At 42.1% G+C, this 22,837-nt stretch carries 24 protein-coding genes and 1 pseudogene; 4 read left to right on the top strand and 21 right to left on the bottom strand.

Annotated features, from left to right (window positions below; translation table 11 throughout):
* Positions 1-115 precede the first annotated feature (115 nt).
* From RYK12_RS09355 to RYK12_RS09320, 8 genes are all read right to left on the bottom strand, one after another.
* Entirely contained in the window at positions 116-577 is a 462-nt protein-coding gene (locus tag RYK12_RS09355; RefSeq protein WP_125393445.1) for an ECF transporter S component, read from the bottom strand.
* Positions 555-1,328, bottom strand: coding sequence for a bifunctional hydroxymethylpyrimidine kinase/phosphomethylpyrimidine kinase (locus tag RYK12_RS09350; RefSeq protein ID WP_125393446.1), 774 nt, complete (start codon positions 1,326-1,328; stop codon positions 555-557). Before RYK12_RS09350 ends, RYK12_RS09355 begins: the two co-directional genes overlap by 23 nt.
* Positions 1,318-2,067 carry a tRNA pseudouridine(38-40) synthase TruA gene (gene truA, locus RYK12_RS09345; RefSeq protein ID WP_227325910.1) on the bottom strand — a complete coding sequence of 250 codons (750 nt, stop codon included), beginning with the start codon at positions 2,065-2,067 and terminating at the stop codon, positions 1,318-1,320. Before truA ends, RYK12_RS09350 begins: the two co-directional genes overlap by 11 nt.
* 98 nt (positions 2,068-2,165) lie before the next feature.
* The gene (locus RYK12_RS09340) at positions 2,166-3,317 is read right to left on the bottom strand and encodes an MFS transporter (RefSeq protein ID WP_314848662.1); all 1,152 of its coding nucleotides are present in this window, start codon (positions 3,315-3,317) and stop codon (positions 2,166-2,168) included.
* 277 nt (positions 3,318-3,594) lie between these two features.
* Entirely contained in the window at positions 3,595-4,224 is a 630-nt protein-coding gene (locus RYK12_RS09335) for a Pr6Pr family membrane protein (protein WP_314848660.1), read from the bottom strand.
* A 2-nt stretch (positions 4,225-4,226) separates the two neighbouring features.
* A complete protein-coding gene (locus tag RYK12_RS09330) occupies positions 4,227-4,565 on the bottom strand; it encodes a zinc ribbon domain-containing protein YjdM (protein ID WP_057487106.1) in 339 nt (112 codons plus the stop codon).
* A gap of 130 nt (positions 4,566-4,695) precedes the next feature.
* Complete coding sequence (gene cmk / locus RYK12_RS09325; protein ID WP_314848658.1) at positions 4,696-5,367, bottom strand: (d)CMP kinase; 672 nt, start codon at positions 5,365-5,367, stop codon at positions 4,696-4,698.
* Between the two features lie 8 nt (positions 5,368-5,375).
* Complete coding sequence (locus RYK12_RS09320; protein WP_185756834.1) at positions 5,376-5,867, bottom strand: SAG1386/EF1546 family surface-associated protein; 492 nt, start codon at positions 5,865-5,867, stop codon at positions 5,376-5,378.
* Positions 5,868-5,912: 45 nt separating this feature from the next.
* Between RYK12_RS09320 and RYK12_RS09315 the strand changes: the two genes are divergently transcribed.
* Positions 5,913-6,110 (top strand): ferredoxin, encoded by a 198-nt coding sequence (locus RYK12_RS09315; protein ID WP_173875911.1) that lies wholly within the window; start codon positions 5,913-5,915, stop codon positions 6,108-6,110.
* Positions 6,111-6,167: 57 nt separating this feature from the next.
* On the opposite strand, the gene RYK12_RS09310 is transcribed toward RYK12_RS09315, so the two are convergent.
* From RYK12_RS09310 to RYK12_RS09285, 6 genes are all read right to left on the bottom strand, one after another.
* The gene (locus tag RYK12_RS09310; RefSeq protein ID WP_314848667.1) at positions 6,168-7,133 is read right to left on the bottom strand and encodes a glycosyltransferase family 2 protein; all 966 of its coding nucleotides are present in this window, start codon (positions 7,131-7,133) and stop codon (positions 6,168-6,170) included.
* Position 7,134: 1 nt separating this feature from the next.
* The gene (galE, locus tag RYK12_RS09305) at positions 7,135-8,154 is read right to left on the bottom strand and encodes a UDP-glucose 4-epimerase GalE (RefSeq protein ID WP_049491630.1); all 1,020 of its coding nucleotides are present in this window, start codon (positions 8,152-8,154) and stop codon (positions 7,135-7,137) included.
* A 102-nt stretch (positions 8,155-8,256) separates the two neighbouring features.
* Positions 8,257-9,360, bottom strand: a complete 1,104-nt coding sequence (locus RYK12_RS09300) for an FAD-binding oxidoreductase (RefSeq protein WP_314848655.1) — start codon at positions 9,358-9,360, stop codon at positions 8,257-8,259.
* A 16-nt stretch (positions 9,361-9,376) separates the two neighbouring features.
* Entirely contained in the window at positions 9,377-10,174 is a 798-nt protein-coding gene (locus RYK12_RS09295; protein WP_314848652.1) for a Nif3-like dinuclear metal center hexameric protein, read from the bottom strand.
* Positions 10,161-10,838, bottom strand: a complete 678-nt coding sequence (locus RYK12_RS09290; RefSeq protein ID WP_314848650.1) for a tRNA (adenine(22)-N(1))-methyltransferase TrmK — start codon at positions 10,836-10,838, stop codon at positions 10,161-10,163. Before RYK12_RS09290 ends, RYK12_RS09295 begins: the two co-directional genes overlap by 14 nt.
* 101 nt (positions 10,839-10,939) lie before the next feature.
* The gene (locus tag RYK12_RS09285) at positions 10,940-13,276 is read right to left on the bottom strand and encodes a cation-translocating P-type ATPase (RefSeq protein WP_314848648.1); all 2,337 of its coding nucleotides are present in this window, start codon (positions 13,274-13,276) and stop codon (positions 10,940-10,942) included.
* Between the two features lie 132 nt (positions 13,277-13,408).
* On the opposite strand from RYK12_RS09285, the gene RYK12_RS09280 reads away from it, so the two are divergent.
* Positions 13,409-14,158, top strand: a complete 750-nt coding sequence (locus RYK12_RS09280) for a 1-acyl-sn-glycerol-3-phosphate acyltransferase (RefSeq protein WP_000500197.1) — start codon at positions 13,409-13,411, stop codon at positions 14,156-14,158.
* A 43-nt stretch (positions 14,159-14,201) separates the two neighbouring features.
* Here RYK12_RS09280 and RYK12_RS09275 read toward each other — a convergent pair whose 3' ends face one another.
* The 6 genes from RYK12_RS09275 to rpsO all read right to left on the bottom strand — a co-directional run bounded on the left by RYK12_RS09275 (position 14,202) and on the right by rpsO (position 19,510).
* Entirely contained in the window at positions 14,202-14,894 is a 693-nt protein-coding gene (locus tag RYK12_RS09275; protein WP_314848646.1) for an alpha/beta hydrolase-fold protein, read from the bottom strand.
* Positions 14,875-15,885, bottom strand: a complete 1,011-nt coding sequence (locus RYK12_RS09270) for an ABC transporter substrate-binding protein (protein WP_314848643.1) — start codon at positions 15,883-15,885, stop codon at positions 14,875-14,877. The genes RYK12_RS09275 and RYK12_RS09270 overlap by 20 nt, the downstream gene beginning before the upstream one ends.
* Before the next feature lie 19 nt (positions 15,886-15,904).
* Entirely contained in the window at positions 15,905-16,660 is a 756-nt protein-coding gene (locus RYK12_RS09265) for an ABC transporter ATP-binding protein (protein ID WP_125420142.1), read from the bottom strand.
* A 1-nt stretch (position 16,661) separates the two neighbouring features.
* On the bottom strand, positions 16,662-17,708 hold the full coding sequence (locus RYK12_RS09260; protein ID WP_314848640.1) for an iron ABC transporter permease: 1,047 nt from the start codon (positions 17,706-17,708) through the stop codon (positions 16,662-16,664).
* A gap of 235 nt (positions 17,709-17,943) precedes the next feature.
* On the bottom strand, positions 17,944-18,564 hold the full coding sequence (locus RYK12_RS09255; RefSeq protein WP_000531713.1) for a CadD family cadmium resistance transporter: 621 nt from the start codon (positions 18,562-18,564) through the stop codon (positions 17,944-17,946).
* A 676-nt stretch (positions 18,565-19,240) separates the two neighbouring features.
* On the bottom strand, positions 19,241-19,510 hold the full coding sequence (gene rpsO / locus RYK12_RS09250; protein WP_001018251.1) for a 30S ribosomal protein S15: 270 nt from the start codon (positions 19,508-19,510) through the stop codon (positions 19,241-19,243).
* A 202-nt stretch (positions 19,511-19,712) separates the two neighbouring features.
* Here rpsO and RYK12_RS09245 point away from each other — a divergent pair, with 202 nt between their 5' ends.
* Together RYK12_RS09245 and thrS are read left to right on the top strand one after the other, a co-directional pair.
* A complete protein-coding gene (locus RYK12_RS09245) occupies positions 19,713-20,087 on the top strand; it encodes a hypothetical protein (protein ID WP_261015501.1) in 375 nt (124 codons plus the stop codon).
* 321 nt (positions 20,088-20,408) lie between these two features.
* Positions 20,409-22,352, top strand: a complete 1,944-nt coding sequence (gene thrS, locus RYK12_RS09240; RefSeq protein ID WP_023945494.1) for a threonine--tRNA ligase — start codon at positions 20,409-20,411, stop codon at positions 22,350-22,352.
* 255 nt (positions 22,353-22,607) lie between these two features.
* On the opposite strand, the pseudogene RYK12_RS09235 reads toward thrS, so the two are convergent.
* Positions 22,608-22,837: pseudogene (locus RYK12_RS09235) on the bottom strand (TIGR00341 family protein); the annotation flags it as partial.

Genomic DNA, 22,837 nt, shown 5'->3' with positions numbered 1-22,837 from the left:
TTGTCTCGCACCTAACGGAGCGAGACGGACTAATAGTCACATAATAAAACGCATAGTATCAAGCTTTCAACACTGATACTATGCGTTTTTTCTGATTTTTAGGACTTTTCCCCAGCTATTTATTCTTCTTAATAGCCTGACAAAGTAGAAATCCTACAATCATCCCTACCATATTTTGCATAAAATTTGGTAGGATTTCTGGTAGGGCTGCTGCCCAGCCATTCATCAAAGTAGAACCCAAGGCGTAGCCCCCTACCATGGCAACAGTTGCTAAGATAAGGCCTAGCCACTGACCTTTTCCTTTAAATCCTGCGAAAAATCCCTGCAAGCCATGGTTGACCAAGCTAAAGAACATCCACTGAGGATAGCCTGATAAGAGGTCAATCAAGAAACCTGCTAGTCCTCCTACTACAGCCCCTTCACGACTACCAAAGTAGAAGGCCGTAAAGAAGACACCCGCATCTAAAAGAGTTAAAATGCCTGTCGGTGTTGGAATTTTTAAGAAATAACCTAGAACCACAGAGAGGGCGGTTAAGAGGGATACAAGGGCGATTTTAGTTGTTTTGGTTTGCTTCATATTGTCTTACTCCATACTGATCTGCTTGTGCAATAGCACGGTAAACGAAAGCCTTAGAGCTTTCTACTGATGGTAAAAGTTCATCACCTTTGACTAGGTGACTGGCAATGCTGGAAGCAAAGGTACAACCTGCACCAGCATTTTGGCCTTGGATAACTGGATTTTCTAGGATAGTAAAGGTCTGTCCATCATAAAAGACATCTACAGCCTTGTCCTGACTAAGGCGATTGCCTCCCTTGATAATGACTGCTGGCGCTCCTAAGTCATGCAATTTCTGTGCTGCAGTTTTCATATCTTCAAGGGTTTTAATCTCTTGAGCTGCTAGTAATTCTGCTTCAGGAAGATTAGGCGTAATCACACTAACATAAGGGAAAAAACGAATCAGTTCTTGACAGAGTTCACTTACAGCTACGTCGTGTGTTTCCTTGCAGACCAAGACAGGGTCCAATACCACAGGAACTCCTGGGCGTTGCTTGATAAAGTCCAAAGCCTTCTCAGCTACGCTGACAGTTGGTAAAAGACCAATCTTAATTCCCCCAAACTCCACATCACGCAAACTATCTAATTCATGTTGAAAAATGGTATCGTCAGTTGGAAAGACTTCAAATCCTTTTTCTGTCAAGGCTGTCAAACAAGTCACTGCTACAAAGCCATGCAAGCCGTTCAAGGTATAGGTAGCCAAATCAGCTGACAGGCCACCTCCACTAAAAATATCATTTCCAGAAAGTGCTAAAATACGATTATTCTTCATAACGAATCTCCTTCAAATATAAACCATTAGGTGCTGCAGTGGGACCAGCAAGTTGCCTGTCCTTTTTCTCCAAAATCAAGTCAATCTGCTCTACTGGCATGCGGTTGTTACCGATTTTAAGCAGTGTCCCCACCATATTGCGAATCTGCTTATACAAGAAACCATTTCCTGAAAAGGTAAAGGTCAAAAACTGGCCTGTCTCATCAACCCTAAGACTAGCTTCTGTAATAGTACGAACCTTGTCCTCTACGCTGGTCCCAGATGCTGTAAAGCCAGTGAAATCATGGGTTCCTTCTAATTTCTTAACAGCCTCCTTCATTCGCTCCACATCAAGCGGATAAGGAAAGTGAGTAGCATAGTGACGGCGCATAGGATTCTTGGGACGACCCCTATCCACGATAAACTCATAGGTCTTACTGTGCTTGTCATAACGGCAATGAAAATCATCCGCCACAAGCTCAATTGAAATCACATCAATATCTTCAGGGGACTGGGTGTCCAGAGCAAATCGAAGTTTCTCCTCATCCATTTGATAAGGTAAGTCAAAATGAAGCACCTGTCCCAAAGCATGAACCCCACTATCAGTTCTACCAGCACCGTGAACAGTGATGGCTTGGCCCTTATTCAATCTAGTCAAGGTTTTTTCAATTTCTTCCTGAACGCTCCGCGCATGAGGCTGGCGTTGAAAGCCAGCAAAGGCATAACCATCATAGGAAATAGTTGCTTTATATCTCGTCATGACCTCTATTTTATCAAGAAATTAGTCTCGTAACAAGTTAGAAAATTTATAATTGTATGGGTACAATATTTCCAAAAAGAAAAACTTAGGAATCAATCCTAAGCTCTCTTCTGAAGTAGGTACATGACAAAGATAGAGGTTACAATCAACCAGGATCCTAAAATAGCAAAGACGAGCATGCCATTGTGAGTTAGTAACCCAATTGCACCTAGAACAAATGGGGTCGTAAAGGCTCCGAAACTACAGCCTAATACAGCAAATGAAGTTGCCTGATTGAGGAGTTTAGCTGGAATTCTTTCAGAGACAAGTTGAAAGACCGTCGTCAAGGCTACACTGTAGGCAAAACCAGCAAGAATGCTTCCTACCACTACCACCCACAAGGATGGAGACAGGGCAATCACGATTTGCCCTAAGCCGAAGGTAATACCAGACCAGAGAAGCAGTTTCTCTTTAAAGATAGAAATCAAGAAAGAAAAACTCACACCAGCCACAATCCCGATCAACTGCATGACACTAAGAACAAAACTAGATAACTGGGCATCTCCAAGCCCTCTTTCCACCATCAAACTTGGAATACGGATGGTAATAGCTGTATTGGTACAAACTACAACTGCCGCTTCGATAGCTAGGATAAAAATCAAGCCTTTCATTTCTCTAGTTAAGCGACTTACTTCCTTCGCTTTTTTCTTGACTTCTTTCTTTTCCTTTCCATAAGGGACAAAGAGCAGATAAAGTGTCAGTACCAAAAATCCAGCACTATAGGCTAGGAATGTAGCTGTCCAACCAAAAGCCAACAACTGTCCGACTGCCAAGGTAATGAGAGAAGCTCCAACAACCTCTGCAGAACCGCGTAGCCCTAACATCTGAATTCGCGTTTTCCCTTGATAACGCTCACTGATGATTGAAATAGCCTTGGCATTGATCATCCCAACACCCAAACCAAAAAGAATCCGTGTTCCAAAGACAAAGGGATAGGCTTGATACCAAAAGGGTGCTGTTCCACTCAGTGATAAAATCAACAATCCTAAACTAATCTGTAATCGCTCAGGAAATATTTTTTCTAAGAAACCATTTAGTAATAACATAATCATGATTCCAAAGGAAGGCAAGCTCGCTAAGAGCTCAATTTGTTCCTTAGGATAACCTTGATAATAGTCAAACATAGCTGGCAGGGCACTCGAGATGGAAAAGGATGTAATCAAAACGAGGGAGAGAGCCAAAATACTGGCCCGTTCTAAAAATTGTTTCATGAAATCTCTTTCTATATTTTCTCTTAATCTTCTGTCTCTTTTGATAGTTATCAAACAAGCAAGAAAAGAAGAAGCCTCTTTGGTGTATAGACTCCTTCTTAAACTCGAAAATGAATCCCTTGTGTCTTATACTCAATGAAAATCAAAGAGCAAACTAGGAAGCTAGCCGCAGGTTGCTCAAAGCACTGCTTTGAGGTTGTAGATAGAACTGACGAAGTCGGTAACATATATACGGCAAGGCGACGTTGACGTGGTTTGAAGAGATTTTCGAAGAGTATTAGGATGACTTTCTCTTGATTTTCTTGATAAAGTAGAAGATAAATCCTGCCACCATATAGGCAACAAAGATAATCAGACACCACTTGAACACGACATCCCAACCCTTGTTCACATTCAAAAAGAAGTAAGGGAAGGGACTGACCTTAGAATTAGGAATGTCTAGTTTCAGTACCAAGCCATTAAAAAGAGCAAAAATCATATAAAGCAAGGGTAAAATCGTCCACACAACTGGATCCCAGATTTTGTATTGACCCTGTTTGTCAAAAAAGAGGGTATCCGCTAAAAACCAAAGCGGAACGATATAGTGGCAAAGGAAATTTTCTAGAGTATAGAAATTAGTCGCAATAGGCGCTAAGAGGAAATGGTAAATCACACAGGTAATCATGATACTCATGGTGACCCCACCTTTTAAACGCAAGAGGCTTGGCCTTTGCCAGTTTTCACCTAAACGGCTCATAACCTTTAGGAGATAGAGCGTAAAAATCGCTACTAAAAGGTTGGACAGAACCGTATAATAGAGCAGCATCCCAAATCCACCATGCTTGGCGATTTCAAGATAAACTCCCGTAAAAGCCGCTAGAAACAAGAAGATACGGCTATAAAATACAAGTTTATAGTGTTTTGACATACTTAAATTTTCTTCACAAACTCTGATTTGAGTTTCATGGCACCAAAGCCATCAATTTTACAGTCGATATTGTGGTCGCCTTCTACGATGCGGATATTTTTCACGCGCGTCCCTTGTTTCAAATCTTTTGGCGCACCTTTTACTTTCAAGTCCTTGATTAGAGTGACTGTATCACCGTCAGCCAATTTATTTCCGTTGGCATCGATAGCAACAAGGCCCTCTTCTACATCTGCAACTTCAGCAGGATTCCACTCATGAGCACACTCTGGGCAAACCAGTAGGGCACCGTCTTCGTAGACATACTCTGAGTTACATTGTGGGCAATTTGGTAGGTTGTTCATGGTTTCTCCTTATCATCATTCACTATTCTTTGAAAATCAAAATTTCTCGAACAGCAACTATTATACCTTAAATTCAGCATTTTGACAAATTTAGAAAAAAACCGATATCAATCTATCGGCTTTTCTACATTTACATTCTTTTTTTAGCTTCTGCTTTGATTTTTTCAACTACTTCTTGAATGTTCAAACCAGTTGTATCAAGGTAGACAGCATCCTCTGCTTGTTTAAGAGGTGAAGTCTCACGATGGCTATCCTTGTAGTCACGCGCAGCAATCTCCTCTTTTAGGGTTTCAAGGTCTGTTTCAATTCCCTTGGCAATATTTTCCTTGTAACGGCGCTCTGCTCTTTCATCTACCGAAGCTACTAGGAAAATTTTCAATTCTGCTTGTGGCAATACAACAGTCCCAATATCGCGACCGTCCATGACAATCCCACCTTGCTGGGCAATCTCTTGTTGGAGAGAAACTAGTTTCTCTCGTACTTCAGGAATTGCTGCAATAGCTGAAACATGATTGGTCACTTCATGTTCACGAATAGGATGGGTAATATCCACATCTCCTACAAAGACAAGTTGTTCTCCAGTTTCTGAGCGCCCAAAGCTGATTGGATGCTGGTCCAATAAGGCTAAAAGTTCCTCAATCTCTTCCACTCCTAACTGGTGTTTCAGAGCCATATAGGTCGCCGCACGATACATGGCACCTGTATCTAGATAGGTGTAACCAAAATCCTTAGCAATAATCTTTGCGACCGTACTCTTACCACTTGAAGCTGGACCGTCAATAGCAATTTGAATTGTTTTCATATCAACTCCTATTTGATTTTGACAACATCACCTGGATTAGCAAACCAAGATCCTGTAGCCATATGCCCAGGATTCAAAGTCTCTAACTGAGCAATCGAGATTCCTGCACGAGCAGCAATGGCTGCTTCTCCTTCTCCAGCCATAACTTTTGTAGTTCCTTCTGGATCATTTGGATGTTCTGAGCTACTAGATGACTCTTCTACCTTATCCTCTGAACTAGAAGATGCCTGCTCTGAACTACTACTAGAAGTAGAAGAAACTTGCTCTACTTTTGTATCTGAATCGTGAAAATCTTTCAAGGCTGCCGTGCGATTACTCCCACCCGATGAAAGATAGATAAGAACAATAATCATCACGACTACAATCACAAAGAAAATACTTGCTAAAATAGTCAAGATACGATTAGCCAGCACTCCTCCACCTTGTTCTCTCTTACGACGTTCTGATCTTGTTTCTTCTTGATTCTCATAAATATCTTCTTGCCACGGTTCTTTTGCCATACCTTACTCCTTGTTTTTTTTTACTTTTCTTATTACAATATAAATATGAAAATCACACTTATACCTGAACGCTGCATCGCCTGTGGGCTTTGCCAAACTTATTCTGAATTATTTGATTACCACGATAATGGAATCGTGCGTTTTTACGATAACCCTGACCAACTAGAAAAAGAAATTTCTCCTAGCCAGGACGTCGTAGAAGCTGTTAGAAACTGTCCGACACGTGCCTTGATTAAAGATTAATTCTAATATCGACAAGAACGTTCCACTCCTTCTAGTTTAGCATATTTCCATGCAAAATTATAGTCTTTTCTCTTTATTTTTTTCTGTAAAATCAGGAAGGTCACTTTTTTCTTTGACGAGATAAAGTGGTCTTTTTTTAGTCTCTAGATAAATCTTACTGATATACTTGCCGAGAATCCCAATGGTCAAGAGTTGAATCCCACCAAGGAAGAGAATAACAGCCATCAGAGAGGTCCAACCTGATGTCGGATTGCCCAAAATGAGAGTCCGAACCACAACAAAAAAGGTCATAAGCAGAGAAATAAAACAAGATAGGAGACCAGCCACAAAGGCTATAATCAAGGGAAAATCTGAAAAGTTAACAATCCCTTCAATGGAGTAGAAAAAGAGTTGCCTAAAACTCCAACTGGTCTTGCCAGCCTGCCTTTCGACATTTGGATAGTCCAGATAGTGAGTTTTAAAGCCTACCCAGGCAAAGAGCCCCTTTGAAAAACGATTGGACTCGGTCAGGCTTAAAATGGCATCCACTACAGATCTTCTCATCATGCGAAAATCACGGACACCTGACGGCAAGGCTACTGGACTAATTTTTTGCATAAGGCGGTAAAAGAGATTAGCGCAGAGACTACGTAAAACTGGTTCTCCCTCCCGACTAGTTCTCCGTGTTCCTACGCAGTCCAAGTCTACATTTTGGTCTAGTAAATTTTTCATCTCTAGCAACATACTAGGAGGATCCTGGAGATCTGCATCCATCACCACCACTAGGTCTCCTGTCGCATATTGCAAGCCTGCATACAGAGCTGCTTCTTTGCCAAAATTTCGCGAGAAAGAAATATAATGAATTGCCGGATTTTGCTCCCGATAGGTCTTTAAGAGTTCCAAGGTCCCATCACTCGATCCATCATCGACAAAGACATACTCGATTTCTGCTCCCAAATCAGGAATTAAATCTTCCAAAGCCTGATAAAAAAGAGGAAGTACTTCCTCTTCGTTTAAACAGGGGACAATGATTGAAATCACCATCTTAGTCTTCAAATCCATTTGGATGCTTGCTTTGCCAACGCCATGCGTCTTCACACATTTGGGTGATATCTAGTTCTGCTTCCCAGCCGAGTTCTGCTTTGGCTTTTGCTGGGTCTGAATAGCAGGCTGCGATATCACCCGGGCGACGGTCTACGATACGGTAAGGAATTGGACGTCCAACTGCTTTTTCCATATTTTGGATAATCTCAAGAACAGAGTAGCCTTTACCTGTTCCAAGGTTATAAACGTTTAGGCCTGAACCTTTTTGGATTTTTTGTAGAGCTGCGACGTGACCTTTAGCCAAATCGACAACGTGAATATAGTCACGAACACCAGTTCCGTCTTCCGTATCGTAATCGTCTCCAAACACTTGCACTTGCTCTAATTTTCCAACGGCTACTTGAGTCACATATGGCAAGAGATTGTTTGGAATACCGTTTGGATTTTCTCCCAAATCTCCGCTCTCATGAGCTCCGATTGGGTTAAAGTAACGAAGCAAGACCACATTCCATTCTGAGTCTGCCTTGTAGATATCCGTCAAAATTTCCTCTAGCATAAGCTTAGTGCGGCCATATGGATTGGTCACTGAAAGAGGGAAATCTTCCAAGATGGGCACTGTATGAGGATCTCCGTAAACTGTCGCAGAAGAACTGAAAATGATGTTTTTACAGTTGTTTTCTTCCATGACCTTCAAAAGACTAACAGTTCCAGCGATATTGTTGTCATAGTAGGCAAGAGGAATACGTGTTGATTCGCCGACAGCCTTCAAGCCAGCAAAGTGAATGACACCAGTTGGTTCTTCTTGTTTGAAAATGTCACGAAGAGTATCTGTATCACGGATATCTGCCTCATAGAAAGGCACTTCAACTCCTGTAATTCTCTCAACAACTTCTAAACTTTTTCTGTTACTATTAACAAGGTTATCCACCACAACAACTTGATGACCTGCTTGGATTAACTCAATAACAGTGTGGGTTCCGATAAAACCTGCTCCACCCGTTACCAAAATCTTTTCTTGCATCTTCTTTCCTCGATTCTCGGATTATTTTTTCTTATTTTACCATTTTTGATAGGGAATGTCATTTGTCATCCTAGAGGGGAGGCTAAAATTTCAGTAAAATTCTTATTCGCTTTTTACTCGTTTGACATAGTTTTTAATTGGGTAGTTTAGAGGGTCCAAGGTCAACTCCTTGTCTTGGATCAGTTGAGCTAGGTGGTAACCAATGATAGGACCAGTTGTGAGGCCTGATGAACCTAGTCCACTAGCAGCATAGATACCTGCTAATTCTGGCACCTGCCCAAAGAAAGGTGAGAAATCACTAGTATAGGCACGGATTCCCACACGCTCAGCTCTTGACGTCGCTACTGCCAAGACTGGATAGTGAGGCAAGGCTGCCTCCTCCATTTGTTGGAGTAAGGTTTCATCTACCGTCAAATCAAATCCCATGTCATTTTCATGGGTAGCGCCTAGGGATAATTTCCCACCTGCAAAAGGAATCAAATCCCACTCCCCTTCTGGCATAACAACAGGGTAAGCTTCCATGTCTTGGGCAAGTTGATAATCTCGGAGTTGCCCCTTTTGGGGACGAACATCTACTTCATAACCTAAAGGCTCTAACAGGTGTCCCAACCAAGCTCCCGTCGCCAAAATAACCTGATCAAACACCTCTTCGCCAATCTGGTAACCTGATGCTAAAGGTGTCAGAGTTACTTTTTCTTTGACCAGCTTGACCTGACTGGCTTCTAGCAAACGAGTCACTAAGAGTTGACCATCTACTCTCGCTCCACCAGAAGCATAGAGCAAGCGATCAAATCCCTGCAAGCCAGGGAATAATTCATTAGCTGATGCTGGGTCCAGAATGGCTAACTGATCTATCAAGGGAGATTCTTCTCTGCGCTGGAAGGCTAGTTGATAGAGTTCTTCCAACTTAGTTTCATCCTTTTTCAGGAGAAAAACTCCCGAACGCTGGTAAAAGTCGATTTCTTGCCCTGACTTTTCTAAATCAGCTAATAAATCCACATAAAAGTCAGCCCCCAAGCGCGCCATTTTGTACCAGGCCTTATTGCGGCGTTTTGAAAACCAAGGGCTGATAATTCCTGCTGCGGCCTTGGTAGCCTGACCTTGTCCATGGTCAAAGACGGTTACTTCTAGGTCACTTTCTTTCGAGAGGTAGTAGGCAGCTGTTGCACCTACAATCCCTGCTCCGATAATGGCAACTTTTTTCATTGTTTTCACTTTCTAACTAGATATGGTGGAAAGGATTGGTCGATGCTTGACTAGGTACAATATCGATTGTCCAGCCTTTTTCCTCTTTCCATTGATTAAGAAGCTCTGCGATTTTTTCCACAAACAGCACTTCGATATAGTGTCCTGGATCCAGTGCCAACAAGCCATCAGACAGCATATCCTGGGCAGTGTGGTAGTAAATGTCACCAGTGATATAGACATCAGCTCCCTTAGCTAAAGCATCCTTATAGAATGACTGCCCGCTGCCACCGCAGATAGCCACTCTTGAAATAGACTTCTGCAAGTCATTCTCTTGATAATGCACCATTCGAAGGCTATCTAGACCAAAGACTTGCTTGACATGTTGAGCCAATTCCCCAAAGGTCTGAGGCTGAACATTCCCAATTCGTCCAATTCCACGTTCTGGACCTGTCTCCTGCAGATAAGTCGTCTCCTCAATGCCTAGCATCTGACAAAACCAGTCATTTAGCCCATTTTCAACGATATCAATATTGGTATGGCTGACATAAACCGCGATGTCATGCTTGATCAGGTCGATGTAAATCTGATTTTGCGGACGGTTTGCAACCAAGTCCTTGATCGGACGGAAAATCGGCGCGTGCTTGACAATAATCAAGTCCACACCCTTTTCAATAGCTTCAGCCACCGTTTCTTCACGAATATCCAGAGCAACCATGACTCTTTGGATATCCTTGTCCAAAGTGCCAATTTGCAATCCGCGACTGTCTCCTTCCATAGAAAATTCCTGAGGGCAAAAGGCTTCATACGCTTTGATCACTTCACTTGCTAGCATGGAGAACCTCCTTGATGGCTTGAATTTTATCTACTAAAACTTGACGTTCCTCCAGATTTTTTTCTGGGATTTGTCCGAGGGCAAACTCTAGCTTCTCAGCTTCTTTTTGCCATTTTTGTACAAAAAACGGACTGACTTCTTTGGACAAGAAAGGTCCAAAGCGAACATCACTGGCTGATAACTTCATTTGTCCTGCTTCCACCACCAAAATCTCGTAAAACTTGCCAGCTTCTTCTAAGATGCTTTCAGCTACAATCTGAAATCCGTTCTCTTGTAACCAGATACGCAAATCATCTTCACGATTATTGGGCTGGAGAATCAAACGTTCTACATTAGCCAGCTTGTCCAAGCCTTCTTCTAAAATCCTAGCAATCAAACGACCACCCATACCAGCAATGGTAATGACCGACACTTGGTCTGCCTCTTCAAAGGCTGCCAAGCCATTGGCTAAACGAACCTGGATTTTCTCCTTTAGACCGTGAGCCTCAACATTTTTGACCGCAGACTGATAGGGACCTTCCACCACCTCACCTGCAATGGCGCTTTTGATTTTACCTCTCTCGACCAACTCGATAGGCAGATAAGCATGGTCACTTCCCACATCTAGTAAAATGGCTCCCTGTGGCACAAAGGAAGCCACCAATTCTAATCTCTTTGAAATCATCTTCTCTCTCTTTCCAAAACTCTATTACCTCTTATTATACCACATTTCAGCTGGCAATCTTGTACCTAAAAAGACCGCAATCCACAGATTGCAGCCTTTCTTTATTTTCTGGCTTGATAGCGACTAGTCAGGATGAAAATCACGGTAAAGACCAACATCATGACACCATAAACAGGTAATGTTTGTCCTGTTAAGGTTGAAATTTCAAGCAGTTTTTGAATTCTTGGGAAGAGAGCTGTGGCTAGGAAGCCTCCTACTGACCAAACAATCAAGAGGACACGCCATAGGGTAAATGGCATGCAGGCTCTAAATACGGATAAGAAACCAATTGACCCCAAGAGATAATAGAGTAGAGTTGAGATTTCTAACTCAGACCAACCTTGGCTACTTCCGAATATTTTCACAAACAGGACGCTGAAGACGACCATGAGAGCACTTGGTAGGGCACGAAGCATGGAGCTTCTGAGGAAGTTTGGTTCGACAGGTTTGATATTTCGCTCAAAAGTCAGAACGAATGGTGGGAAACCTTCCACGAACTGGTCAATCATGGTAATTTGAATCGGAATGAAAGGGAAAATCAAGATCCATTCAGACCGTCCCAGAAGAGCACTGGCAATACAGATGACTGCGAGCAAGAAAGAATAGATGGTCTTTATCAAGAAAATCGGTGCGATATGGGCAATGTTATTGACCACGCGACGACCTTCAAAGAGGATCTCAGGAACATCATTAAAGTCTGAGTTCAAGAGAACCAGATTGGCAATCTGACGAGTCGCTGGGTCTCCCTCAGCCATCACGATAGAACAATCTGCCTCACGAAGAGCCAAGATATCATTAACCCCGTCCCCTGTCATAGCCGTTGTATGACCTGCTTTTTTCAGCGTTTGGATGATGAGTTTCTTTTGATGAGGGGAAACCCGTCCGAAAATGGCAGTATCCTCAGCCATAGCAACCAATTCCTCATCCGTGATTTTCGAACAATCTACATAGCTCTGATAGTCTACAAAACCTGCTTTTTGGGCAATACTTGAAACAGTGACTGGATTATCACCAGAGATAATCTTGAGCCCCACTTCCTGAGAACGGAGATAGTCCAGCGTCTCTGCTGCTCCCTCTCGAATCGGGTCCAAGATTTCCAGCAAGGCTAGAGCCTGAATATCAGATGGTTTTTGTGGTTTGTGATGGTCTAATTTCTCCTGACTGAGAGCCAAGACCAAAACACGTGATCCTCTCTCCAAGGCCTCTCTGGCTTCTGGGACTTCAGAGTCCAGCAACATCTCAGGTGCCCCTAAGAACACTGTTCCCAAGCCTTCCAATTCCATAGCACCCCACTTGCGGTCACTTGAGAAGGGAAGATTAGAGATCATAGGATAGACTACTTCTCCCACAAAACGCTTTCGAATAGCTTGAGCTGTTGGATTTTTATCCTCACTGTGAGCTATGTAGCTGGCCAAAATGCTGGCAATAGTCTCTTCACCATAAGTTGCCGTCAGCGGAAGAACAGCCTCCACCTGCATCTTTCCTTGGGTGATGGTGCCCGTCTTATCCAGACAGAGCATATCCACGCGCGCCAAGGTCTCAACAGAGTACATCTCCTGAACCAAGACCTTTTTCAAGCCCAGCTTAATAACCGCAGTCAAGAGCGACGTAATGGTCAAAAGGGCAATTCCCTTAGGTAACATCCCCAAAAGGGCTGTAGACGAGTTTACAACGGATGACTTGAGAGGCAAGCCTTTTAAAATCAAGGCTTCTAGCAAGAGAGCCAGACCAAAAGGAATGATAATCTTTCCAGTAAAACCAGCTAGCCTGTCCAGCGATTTCATGATACGAGAGTTGATTGGTTTAACGGTCTTGGCTTCCAGCATGAGTTTGGCAGCATAGTTATCAGATCCAACATGGTGAACTTGAGCTAAAACTGCCCCACTGGCTAAGAAACTTCCTGACAAAAGCAAGGCATCCACTTCCTTTTGCACCAAATCACTTTCCCCCGTCAACATGGCTTCATTAACCTCCGCAAAGCCTTCCAAAACCAAGGCATCACTGGGAATCTGCTCTCCTGCAGACAAACGAATGACATCTCCTAGCACCAATTCTTCCGGATTCAGAGCCACTTCTTGACCATCACGAATGGTTTTAACCTTTTCCTTGGTCATAAGATTGAGCTTGTCCACCATGTGTTTGGCCCGTAGCTCGGTCACAATTCCAGAAAAAGCGTTAAAGCAGATAACAGCAAAGAAGACCAGATTGCTCCAAGCCTGCACAAAGGCTAGTGCCAAAGCAATGGCAAAGTTCAAAGCGTTAAAAAGGGTAAAGACATTTCGTTTAATGATTTGCCAAGTGCTGGTACTGGCCGAAGCAGTAAAATCATTGACCAAGCCCTTAGCCTGTCTTTCCTTGACTTCTCTTTGGGTTAATCCCATAATCTTATTTTTATCCATAAATTCTATCATATCATTTTTTCTAAAAGAATTCTAATCTCATCCCAAATCTGCACCTAGTCAAGGGAAAAGTTTGCCAGCCCTCCTTTGATAAGGTATAATAATAACAAGAAAAGAATCGAAGGAGATCGCATGTTTTATACTTATTTACGTGGATTGGTTGTCTTGCTCCTATGGTCCATCAATGGCAATGCCCACTATCATAATACTGATAAAATTCCTAATCAAGATGAAAATTATATTTTGGTTGCACCTCACCGCACCTGGTGGGATCCAGTTTATATGGCCTTTGCGACCAAACCAAAACAATTTATCTTTATGGCCAAAAAAGAGCTCTTTACCAACCGTATCTTTGGCTGGTGGATTCGTATGTGTGGTGCCTTTCCTATCGACCGTGAAAATCCTAGCGCCTCAGCCATCAAATATCCTATCAATGTTCTCAAAAAAAGTGACCGCTCTCTCATCATGTTTCCAAGTGGAAGCCGACACTCAAACGATGTCAAGGGTGGCGTAGCTCTGATTGCCAAAATGGCCAAGGTCCGTATCATGCCGGTTACCTACACAGGTCCCATGACTTTGAAGGGCTTGATTAGTCGTGAACGTGTCGATATGAACTTTGGAAATCCAATTGATATCTCAGATATCAAAAAAATGAATGACGAAGGCATTGAAACAGTCGCCAATCGTATCCAAACAGAATTTCAACGTCTGGACCAAGAAACGAAACAATGGCACAATAATAAAAAACCAAACCCACTCTGGTGGCTTATCCGCATCCCTGCCCTCATCCTTGCCATTATCCTCGCTATCCTAACCATCATCTTTAGCTTCATCGCAAGCTTTATCTGGAATCCAGATAAGAAAAGAGAAAAACTTGCTTAAATAAATACAACAATCCCTTGGCAAAAGCCAAGGGATAAATTTTTTATTCGATTTTCCATTTTTGGGCCAACCAGCTGGAAAAGGCTAAAAATCGTTCAGCTACTTGTTCATGGTGTCCATAAGGGTCAAAGACAAACTGACCGTTCGGATAGCCTTTCTGAAGACTGGTATGGATCTGCTCAGCATAGACTGGTGCTTGAGCCAAGCGATTAGTGTGGTGTTCTCCTTCTGTTTGACCATTCTGTAAATACAGCAAACAGTCCAAATTTTTCACATTTTCTTCCTTGCAGTAGGTCACAAAATCAGGATACCAAAAGGAACCGCAGATCGAAAAGACACAGGAAACCTTGTCAAAGCTGAAAAGACTGTAGACTGCCGCCAAACCACCTAGTGAGTAACCTCCATAAGCAAGGCGAGTTTCGTCCAGACGATAAAGCGACTGCAACTTGTCTAAAAGACCTCCAAACAAATGATCATGATAGACGTTGGCCTGACCTCCAAAATCTGGAGCTCCATCTCTCAGAGCTGCTGCCTTCCAGGGAGTGTACTCATCTAGGCGATTTTTAGAGGTCAATCCCACTAAAATCACAGATTCGGAAAGGGACGATAAGAAGTCCAAGTTTCCATCATTCAATAAAATAGCCGGATAGGTTTGATTGGGGGCGTAGTTAGAGGGAAGGCTGATTTTGACTTGAATTCCTTCCCAATCAAACTTATTATTTATTGATAAAGTCATTGATTTTCTCAAGGGAATCAATCACTGCTGGACCATAGTCCATCAATTCATCGTAAGAGATGGTCATGATTTTTTGATTCTTAATAGCAGGAACGCTTTCCAAAACAGCATTTGCCTTCATCAACTCTACTGCTTTTTCATCCAATTTTTTATTGCGATCGCTGGTTACATAGATAATCAATTCAGGATCCATTGACACGAGATTTTCCAAGGTCAAGCCTGATGTCCCCGTAGCAACGTTTGTATAACCAAGTTGGTTCAGCAAACTTTCTTGCAAAGCAGACTTGTAGGCACCGAAGGTTTCATCATTATAAGCAACCATAATCAAAGCCTTTTTCTTTTCACCTTGGCTTGCTGGATTTGCTTTCTTAACAGCGTCAATTTTAGTTTGTAATTGGGTTGCGTATTCATTGGCCTTGTCCTGAACATTAAAAATCATTCCAAGATTTTTAACGTCTTCTACAATATTTCCCAAATCTTGCTGAATTGTTGAGAGAGAAGCTTTCTGCGTATAAACTGGGATTTTGTTTTCATTCCAAGTGCTAACTGTCCCCAAGGATTTTTCAGAAAACATCATGTTTCGACCCATCACAGCGTCTGGCTCATAAGAAAGGACTGTCTCTTGTGAGACTGTTTTTTTATCCCCAATTTGAGGAATCGTCGCAATCGCATCCTTGTATTTGTCCGTCACAGCATTGTCTGGATTGAGCATGCCAGCAATTTTATCCTTCAACCCCAATTCCAATATGATTTCAGTGGTTGAAAGATTGTTGGTGATAACTTTTTCAGGTGCCTTGTCAAAGACTTGTTCGACTTCATTTCCTTTAGCATCATAAGTTTTGATAGTTAGCGGATAAGTCGTCTCTGTGCTCGCCTTTTTACTTGTTTCTGTGCTAGATTGTGTAGTAGCTTTTTCTGTAGTAGTATTGCCACAAGCTGCCATGGTTAGGGTAGCTACTGTTACGAGTAAAATACTGAGTGTTTTTTTCATCTTGTTTTCCTTTTCATTCTTATAAATAGTGAATCATAGCTTGCTGGTCCTCGGTCCAAGTCACCTGACTTTGAACTCCGTATACAGTTTGCAATGACTCAGGGGTGATGGTCTCCTTTGGAGTCCCTTGGTAAAGGATTTCTCCCTCTTTCATCAGATAGAGATAATCCGAATAGCGACAAGCAAGTTGAATATCATGCAGGACAGCTAGAACATTGACCTTGAGATTCTTCACAATGGCCAACAAGTCTAGCTGATACTTGATATCCAGGTGATTGGTTGGTTCGTCCAGGAGCAAGAGAGTCGGTTCTTGCGCCAAGGCGCGGGCTAGTAAGACTCGCTGTTTTTCTCCCCCTGACAGAGACGAATAGAGACGAGTTTTCTTCTCGAGCATATCCACCTTAACGAGGGCATCTTGAACGAGTGTAAAATCTCTTTCCCTTTCCTTCTGTAAAAAAGAGAGGTGGGGAGTTCTTCCCAGCAAGACGATTTCTTCAACTGTACAATCAAACTGCAGCTGGTTAAACTGGGTCACAACTGCCATTTGCTTGGCTGTTTCTTTGAGCGTCCATTGTTCCAGAGGCTTTCCATCTAGGCTTATCAAGCCTTTGTCCGCCTTTTCCTGACGATAGAGGAGTTTAAGTAGACTGGTTTTCCCGCTTCCATTTGGTCCTAATATCGTGTGAAATTGATTCCCTTCAACCTTAAGAGAGACTCCTTTGAGGATTTTTTTCTCTCCTAGTCCAAAATGGATATCCTGACAAATCAAGTCCATATCAGCCCCTCACCTCCCTTCGCCTACCTCCAACAATGTAGATAAAGAAGGGAGCACCTACTAAGGCTGTGAAAATACCAATAGGAAGCTCTGCGTTTGGAATAATGACACGAGAGAGTACATCTGCCCAAATGACAAAGAGGGCACCTAGCAAGGTTGCAACAGGAAAAAGCCTCTTGTAATTCGTTCCTACTAATCCTCGAGCTAAATGTGGAGTAATCAGACCGACAAATCCAATAATCCCACAGGTTGCCACTAAGACTGCTGTCAGCACAGCCACCATTGTCACATAAAGATACCAATAAAAGCGTAAGGGAATCCCCAAAGTTAAAGCAGCCTCATCTCCCATCATCATCGCATTAAAAACACGATACTGAGTAGAGAAAAATAGAAAGGCTATTCCTACTACTATAGTTGGCAGGACCAAGTCTGCCCAGGAAGTCCCAGCGAGCGAGCCCATGGTCCAAAACTTAATGGTCATCACACTGTCCGCATTAGCTCCAACTGAGATAATAAAGTTTGAAAAAGCCAGAAAGAGAGCGTTGACCACCGTTCCTGATAAGATCAGACTGGAAGTCGTCATCCTTCCCTGCATAGAGGCAATGATGAGGACAGCAATTGTTGCCAAAATAGCTCCAAGAAAAGCTCCAAGGCTAATCATCACTTTTAAACCAAGAATGATGCTCAAGGTTGCCCCTAGAGTTGCACCAGCAGAGATTCCTAAGACATAGGGCTCAGCGATGGGATTGTTTACCGTGGACTGCATCACACTACCACACATAGAAAGGCCTGCTCCTACTATCAGACCTAACAATACTCGAGGGAATCTCATGTTCCATACAATGGCAAAAGTAGACTTGGAAACCTCTCCTATCTCAAGAGGAAATCCCAACCTGCTCAAAATAATCCGATAGGTATCTCCTAGATTAATCGCAACAGATCCCATTGAAACTGCTAGAAAGAGAGAAATCCCTAAAATACCTAGCAAAATAACTAAAAGTAACACAAATTGCTGGTCTTGTCGGCTTCCAGAAAATTTGGAAAGCATGCAAACCTCCTTTGATAGAATCTTAAAAATTTAGAAAATTCTCATGAAAAAGTATACCATATTTTCAACTGCGTAACAAGATGAGAACAAATGAATATAGTTGGTTTTATTGTGCTAGGAACCGTAACCGAAGATTATACTTGAGTATGTCGAGGTAAGGTGACAACATAAAAAGCCCTCTGAAGTCAGAGAGCTGATTTGAGCTCGGGCTAAAATCCTAGTGAAACAAAAAAATCTACACGGTCAGAAAAGTCTCTATCGTGCCATTTTCATACATGATGTATAGTCCAAGTAGAATGAACACTAAGGGCACAATGATTCGCTCGTATTTTTCAATTGTCTCGAATATTAACGGAATAGAGGATAACACCCGACTAATCTCGCATAAGATAATTATGCCGATTACAAACACAAGCAACGCCACGAGGGTCTGTGACCAATCTAACGAAGCAAAATAAGGTATATAGATACCTAAATTATCTCCGCCAGACGCAATTGTTAGCAATGTAACTGTCCAAAACAGTTGATTTGCCTTGCTTTGTTCTAATCTTTCAATAATTTCTTCCTCTTCTTCCTCTTCTTCCTCACCTTCTCCAACAATTGCAAAGCGAATCCCTAAATAGATAGGGATTAAACCAAGCAATCCAACCATCCATTCTTCAGGCACGAAATTAACGACATAAGCAGCAACTAAACTCGCCCCTACAAGTAAGCCTGTGCCTAGATATTGCCCCGCATAAATATGCCATTTTTGTTTATTCTGTGATAGCTGTGCAAATAAAATAAATAAAATAATTAAATAATCGATACTGGTGGAAATATAAACACCAATAGCAGATATAATTGTCTGTCCCATAAAAAACCTCCTGTATTGGTCAGTAATAAATCAGCAGATTTTAGGAGAGCACAGACACATTAATTTAGCTATCGCTAGTGGGTAATGTCGAACATAGGAAAGCATTTTACTCCTCCTCAAAACGTAGTTACAAAGTAATTTCTAACTGGAATTCGGTGACTACTTCCATGTAAAGTATAACATACTATACTTTACTTCGTAAAGTGTGGGCTCTCCGAGGGGGCTTGCAGACAGCTACTCGGCTTTTCAAGCCGAGTAGCTACGCACCTTTATGGTGTAATTAGCTGATACAATTTGAGGTTTTTGTAGTCTCCAAAATTGTGACCGATAAAACCTCAATAAAAAAGCCCTCTGAAGTCAGAGAGCTGATTTGAGCTCAGGCTAAAATCCTAGTGAAAAAGATGGAACTCCTTGTGTTCATCGAACACGGTGTCGTTTCCCTATTTTCATACGGATTTCTTACGCCCTTAGCATCATGATTCTTGCTGGATAAACCTTTTATAGACTAGGCGACGAGGCGAAGATTGTACAAAATTTTTAGTGAAACAAAAAAATCTCCCCGAAGGGAGAATATCTGGTTTATTTTACCTTACAGTGCTAGGAACCGTAACCTAAGATTATACTTGAGTATATCGAGGTAAGGTAACAACGCAATGTAAGTGGAAAATAAAGCAGATTAGCGACGAAGTCCTAGAGAGTTGATCAACTCACGGTAACGGTTAACGTCGTTTTTACGCAAGTATGCAAGCAAGTTACGACGGCGACCGATTTTTTTCATCAATCCACGGTAAGTAGCGTGGTCTTTTTTGTGTTGTTTGATGTGTTCGTTAAGGTGGTTGATTTCCCAAGTAAGGACAGCAACTTGAACCTCTACTGAACCTGTATCACCTTCGTGACGTGCATATTGTGCGATGATTTCATTTTTTTTCTCTTTTGAGATTGCCATGATGTTTCTCCTTTTTATTTGGCTTCATCCGAGTGACAGGTTGGCATGCCTGTAACCAAGAAGAAGTTATTTGTCTTTACGACAATCCCTATTCTACCAATAACTAACTTCTTTGTCAACAGATTTACTTTCTTGTTTTAAACATGCTATAATAATCATAGCAAGAAATCTAAGTTATCTGTTTTTAAACGAGGTGATTATCATGCCTAGATTCTATTCCCATCTCCCCTACTATTTGGTCATCTTTTTCTTTTACTGGCCACTTTATGAGTTGTTATCACTAATCGTTTCTGACTCCCTTACACTAAAGAGTCTCTACGTAAATAATATTCTCTTCTATACACCTCTAGTAATCTTCATTGTGTCGTTACTATATAGCTACAGATTCTATTTTTCAATTTGGTGGTTACTTACTATTGGTATGCTTTTTTGCTTTACTATCATAACCTTTGGTGAGTTTATACTAATTTACTTGCTAATCTATGAAACAGTTGCTCTGGTGGGCATGGCTTCTGGTATTAGCATCAAGCATATTCTACAAAAAATGAAAAACAAAAAACTTTCACAAAATCCTTGAAAAATCTCACAATCATGCTATAATAATCCATAGAGACAAGTCATTTAGTCCCTTTCTACTAGAGAGTGCGTGGTTGCTGGAAACGCATAGGAAGCCTAAACTGATACTACTCGTGAGTTTTTATGAAAACATAAAACGGTGGCCACGTTAGAGCCAATCAGAGGTGTCCCTCTTTTTTGAGGAACATAAATGAAGGTGGAACCACGTTGCGACGTCCTTTCGAGGATGTCGCTTTTTGTTTTTCTAGCTTTCACAATCCTCTGTCCCTGTTTTCAGAATAGGGTTAACACATTCGTCAATAATATAAGTAAGGAGAACATCATGATTAACATTACTTTCCCAGATGGCGCTGTTCGTGAATTCGAATCTGGCGTTACAACTTTTGAAATTGCCCAATCTATCAGCAATTCCCTAGCTAAAAAAGCTCTTGCTGGTAAATTTAACGGCAAACTCATCGACACTACTCGTGCTATCACTGAAGATGGAAGCATCGAAATTGTGACACCTGACCACGAAGATGCCCTTCCAATCTTGCGTCACTCAGCCGCTCACTTGTTTGCCCAAGCAGCTCGTCGTCTTTTCCCAGACATTCACTTGGGTGTTGGTCCAGCCATCGAGGACGGCTTCTACTACGATACTGACAACACAGCTGGTCAAATCTCTAACGAAGACCTTCCTCGTATCGAAGAAGAAATGCAAAAAATTGTCAAAGAAAACTTCCCATCAATTCGTGAAGAAGTGACTAAAGACGAGGCTCGTGAAATCTTCAAAAACGACCCTTACAAGTTGGAATTGATTGAAGAACACTCAGAAGACGAAGGTGGTTTGACTATCTACCGTCAGGGTGAATATGTAGACCTTTGCCGTGGCCCACACGTCCCTTCAACAGGCCGCATCCAAATCTTCCACCTTCTCCATGTAGCAGGTGCTTACTGGCGTGGAAATAGCGACAACGCTATGATGCAACGTATCTACGGTACAGCTTGGTTTGACAAGAAAGACTTGAAAAACTACCTTCAAATGCGTGAAGAAGCTAAGGAACGTGACCACCGTAAACTTGGTAAAGAGCTTGATCTCTTCATGATTTCTCAAGAGGTTGGTCAAGGACTTCCATTCTGGTTGCCAAATGGTGCGACTATCCGTCGTGAATTGGAACGCTACATCGTAGACAAAGAGTTGGCTTCTGGCTACCAACACGTATACACTCCACCACTTGCTTCTGTTGAACTTTACAAGACTTCTGGTCACTGGGATCATTACCAAGAAGACATGTTCCCAACTATGGACATGGGTGACGGGGAAGAATTTGTCCTTCGTCCAATGAACTGTCCACACCACATCCAAGTCTTCAAACACCATGTTCACTCTTACCGTGAATTGCCAATCCGTATCGCTGAAATCGGTATGATGCACCGCTACGAAAAATCTGGTTCCCTTACTGGTCTTCAACGTGTGCGTGAAATGTCTCTTAACGACGGTCACCTCTTTGTGACTCCGGAACAAATCCAAGAAGAATTCCAACGTGCCCTTCAGTTGATTATCGATGTTTATGAAGACTTCAACTTGACTGAATACCGCTTCCGTCTCTCTCTTCGTGACCCTCAAGATACTCACAAGTACTTTGACAACGATGAGATGTGGGAAAATGCTCAAACTATGCTTCGTGCAGCACTTGATGAAATGGGTGTTGACTACTTTGAAGCTGAAGGTGAAGCAGCCTTCTACGGACCAAAATTAGATATCCAAGTTAAGACTGCCCTTGGAAAAGAAGAAACCCTTTCTACTATCCAGCTTGACTTCTTGCTTCCAGAGCGCTTTGACCTCAAATACATCGGAGCTGATGGTGAAGAACACCGTCCAGTTATGATCCACCGTGGGGTTATCTCAACTATGGAACGCTTCACAGCTATCTTGATTGAGAACTACAAGGGTGCCTTCCCAACATGGCTTGCACCACACCAAGTAACCCTCATCCCAGTATCTAACGAAAAACACGTGGACTACGCTTGGGAAGTAGCTAAAAAACTCCGTGACCGTGGTGTTCGTGCAGACGTAGATGAACGTAATGAAAAAATGCAGTTCAAGATTCGTGCTTCACAAACCAGCAAGATTCCTTACCAATTGATTGTTGGAGACAAGGAAATGGAAGACGGAACAGTCAACGTTCGTCGCTACGGACAAAAAGAAACACAAACTGTCTCAGTAGATGATTTTGTTCAAGCTATCCTAGCTGATATCGCCAACAAATCACGCGTTGAGAAATAAGAGATAAAACCTGGGATAAAATCCTAGCTACCTAAAAAGCAACAACTATTTCAGCTGTTGCTTTTTATATTTTTACTCAATGAAAATCAAAAAGCAAACTAGGAAGCTAGCCGCAAGCTGTACTTGAGTACGGTAAGGCGACGCTGACGTGGTTTGAATTTGATTTTCGAAGAGTATTATTTAATCCGAGCTAGTAGTGATTGACCAAACCACCACACAAGATTTGCTTTCATGAGTTAGATAAGGTCAATATCCTCAATCCTTATCTGCTTCATTTTCTTTTACGAGATCTTTTTGTGAATCCTTTTCAGAGAGTTTTTGATCGATATACTTGTTAATGGTTTCATAAAATTCCTTGGTCGAATCACTGTCTAGTTTTGTCGAATTATGAACTTGATTGACTTTCAATTGAACAGATTGAATACCGTATGAGGCTTGTTTTTGGTGGAGCGTTTCTAATTCTTCTTCTGAAATCGGATCTCCAA

This window comes from uncultured Streptococcus sp. (genome assembly GCF_963518475.1).
Lineage (GTDB): Bacteria > Bacillota > Bacilli > Lactobacillales > Streptococcaceae > Streptococcus.
Note: the sequence above shows the minus strand (reverse complement) of the source record. Positions and strands in the feature narration are given on the sequence as shown.

What these genes read in the sequence shown, in the direction of transcription:
- RYK12_RS09245 (WP_261015501.1), top strand. Translation starts at nt 19,713, where the DNA reads ATGCCTAGATTCTATTCCCATCTCCCCTACTATTTGGTCATCTTTTTC.
- RYK12_RS09340 (WP_314848662.1), bottom strand. Translation starts at nt 3,317, where the DNA reads ATGAAACAATTTTTAGAACGGGCCAGTATTTTGGCTCTCTCCCTCGTT.
- RYK12_RS09290 (WP_314848650.1), bottom strand. Translation starts at nt 10,838, where the DNA reads ATGATTTCAAAGAGATTAGAATTGGTGGCTTCCTTTGTGCCACAGGGA.
- cmk (WP_314848658.1), bottom strand. Translation starts at nt 5,367, where the DNA reads ATGAAAACAATTCAAATTGCTATTGACGGTCCAGCTTCAAGTGGTAAG.
- RYK12_RS09270 (WP_314848643.1), bottom strand. Translation starts at nt 15,885, where the DNA reads ATGAAAAAAACACTCAGTATTTTACTCGTAACAGTAGCTACCCTAACC.
- RYK12_RS09330 (WP_057487106.1), bottom strand. Translation starts at nt 4,565, where the DNA reads ATGAACAACCTACCAAATTGCCCACAATGTAACTCAGAGTATGTCTAC.
- RYK12_RS09355 (WP_125393445.1), bottom strand. Translation starts at nt 577, where the DNA reads ATGAAGCAAACCAAAACAACTAAAATCGCCCTTGTATCCCTCTTAACC.
- RYK12_RS09265 (WP_125420142.1), bottom strand. Translation starts at nt 16,660, where the DNA reads ATGGACTTGATTTGTCAGGATATCCATTTTGGACTAGGAGAGAAAAAA.
- galE (WP_049491630.1), bottom strand. Translation starts at nt 8,154, where the DNA reads ATGCAAGAAAAGATTTTGGTAACGGGTGGAGCAGGTTTTATCGGAACC.
- RYK12_RS09310 (WP_314848667.1), bottom strand. Translation starts at nt 7,133, where the DNA reads ATGGTGATTTCAATCATTGTCCCCTGTTTAAACGAAGAGGAAGTACTT.
- RYK12_RS09295 (WP_314848652.1), bottom strand. Translation starts at nt 10,174, where the DNA reads ATGCTAGCAAGTGAAGTGATCAAAGCGTATGAAGCCTTTTGCCCTCAG.
- RYK12_RS09280 (WP_000500197.1), top strand. Translation starts at nt 13,409, where the DNA reads ATGTTTTATACTTATTTACGTGGATTGGTTGTCTTGCTCCTATGGTCC.
- RYK12_RS09350 (WP_125393446.1), bottom strand. Translation starts at nt 1,328, where the DNA reads ATGAAGAATAATCGTATTTTAGCACTTTCTGGAAATGATATTTTTAGT.
- RYK12_RS09320 (WP_185756834.1), bottom strand. Translation starts at nt 5,867, where the DNA reads ATGGCAAAAGAACCGTGGCAAGAAGATATTTATGAGAATCAAGAAGAA.
- RYK12_RS09255 (WP_000531713.1), bottom strand. Translation starts at nt 18,564, where the DNA reads ATGGGACAGACAATTATATCTGCTATTGGTGTTTATATTTCCACCAGT.
- RYK12_RS09335 (WP_314848660.1), bottom strand. Translation starts at nt 4,224, where the DNA reads ATGTCAAAACACTATAAACTTGTATTTTATAGCCGTATCTTCTTGTTT.
- RYK12_RS09285 (WP_314848648.1), bottom strand. Translation starts at nt 13,276, where the DNA reads ATGGATAAAAATAAGATTATGGGATTAACCCAAAGAGAAGTCAAGGAA.
- RYK12_RS09300 (WP_314848655.1), bottom strand. Translation starts at nt 9,360, where the DNA reads ATGAAAAAAGTTGCCATTATCGGAGCAGGGATTGTAGGTGCAACAGCT.
- RYK12_RS09260 (WP_314848640.1), bottom strand. Translation starts at nt 17,708, where the DNA reads ATGCTTTCCAAATTTTCTGGAAGCCGACAAGACCAGCAATTTGTGTTA.
- RYK12_RS09315 (WP_173875911.1), top strand. Translation starts at nt 5,913, where the DNA reads ATGAAAATCACACTTATACCTGAACGCTGCATCGCCTGTGGGCTTTGC.
- rpsO (WP_001018251.1), bottom strand. Translation starts at nt 19,510, where the DNA reads ATGGCAATCTCAAAAGAGAAAAAAAATGAAATCATCGCACAATATGCA.
- truA (WP_227325910.1), bottom strand. Translation starts at nt 2,067, where the DNA reads ATGACGAGATATAAAGCAACTATTTCCTATGATGGTTATGCCTTTGCT.
- RYK12_RS09275 (WP_314848646.1), bottom strand. Translation starts at nt 14,894, where the DNA reads ATGACTTTATCAATAAATAATAAGTTTGATTGGGAAGGAATTCAAGTC.
- thrS (WP_023945494.1), top strand. Translation starts at nt 20,409, where the DNA reads ATGATTAACATTACTTTCCCAGATGGCGCTGTTCGTGAATTCGAATCT.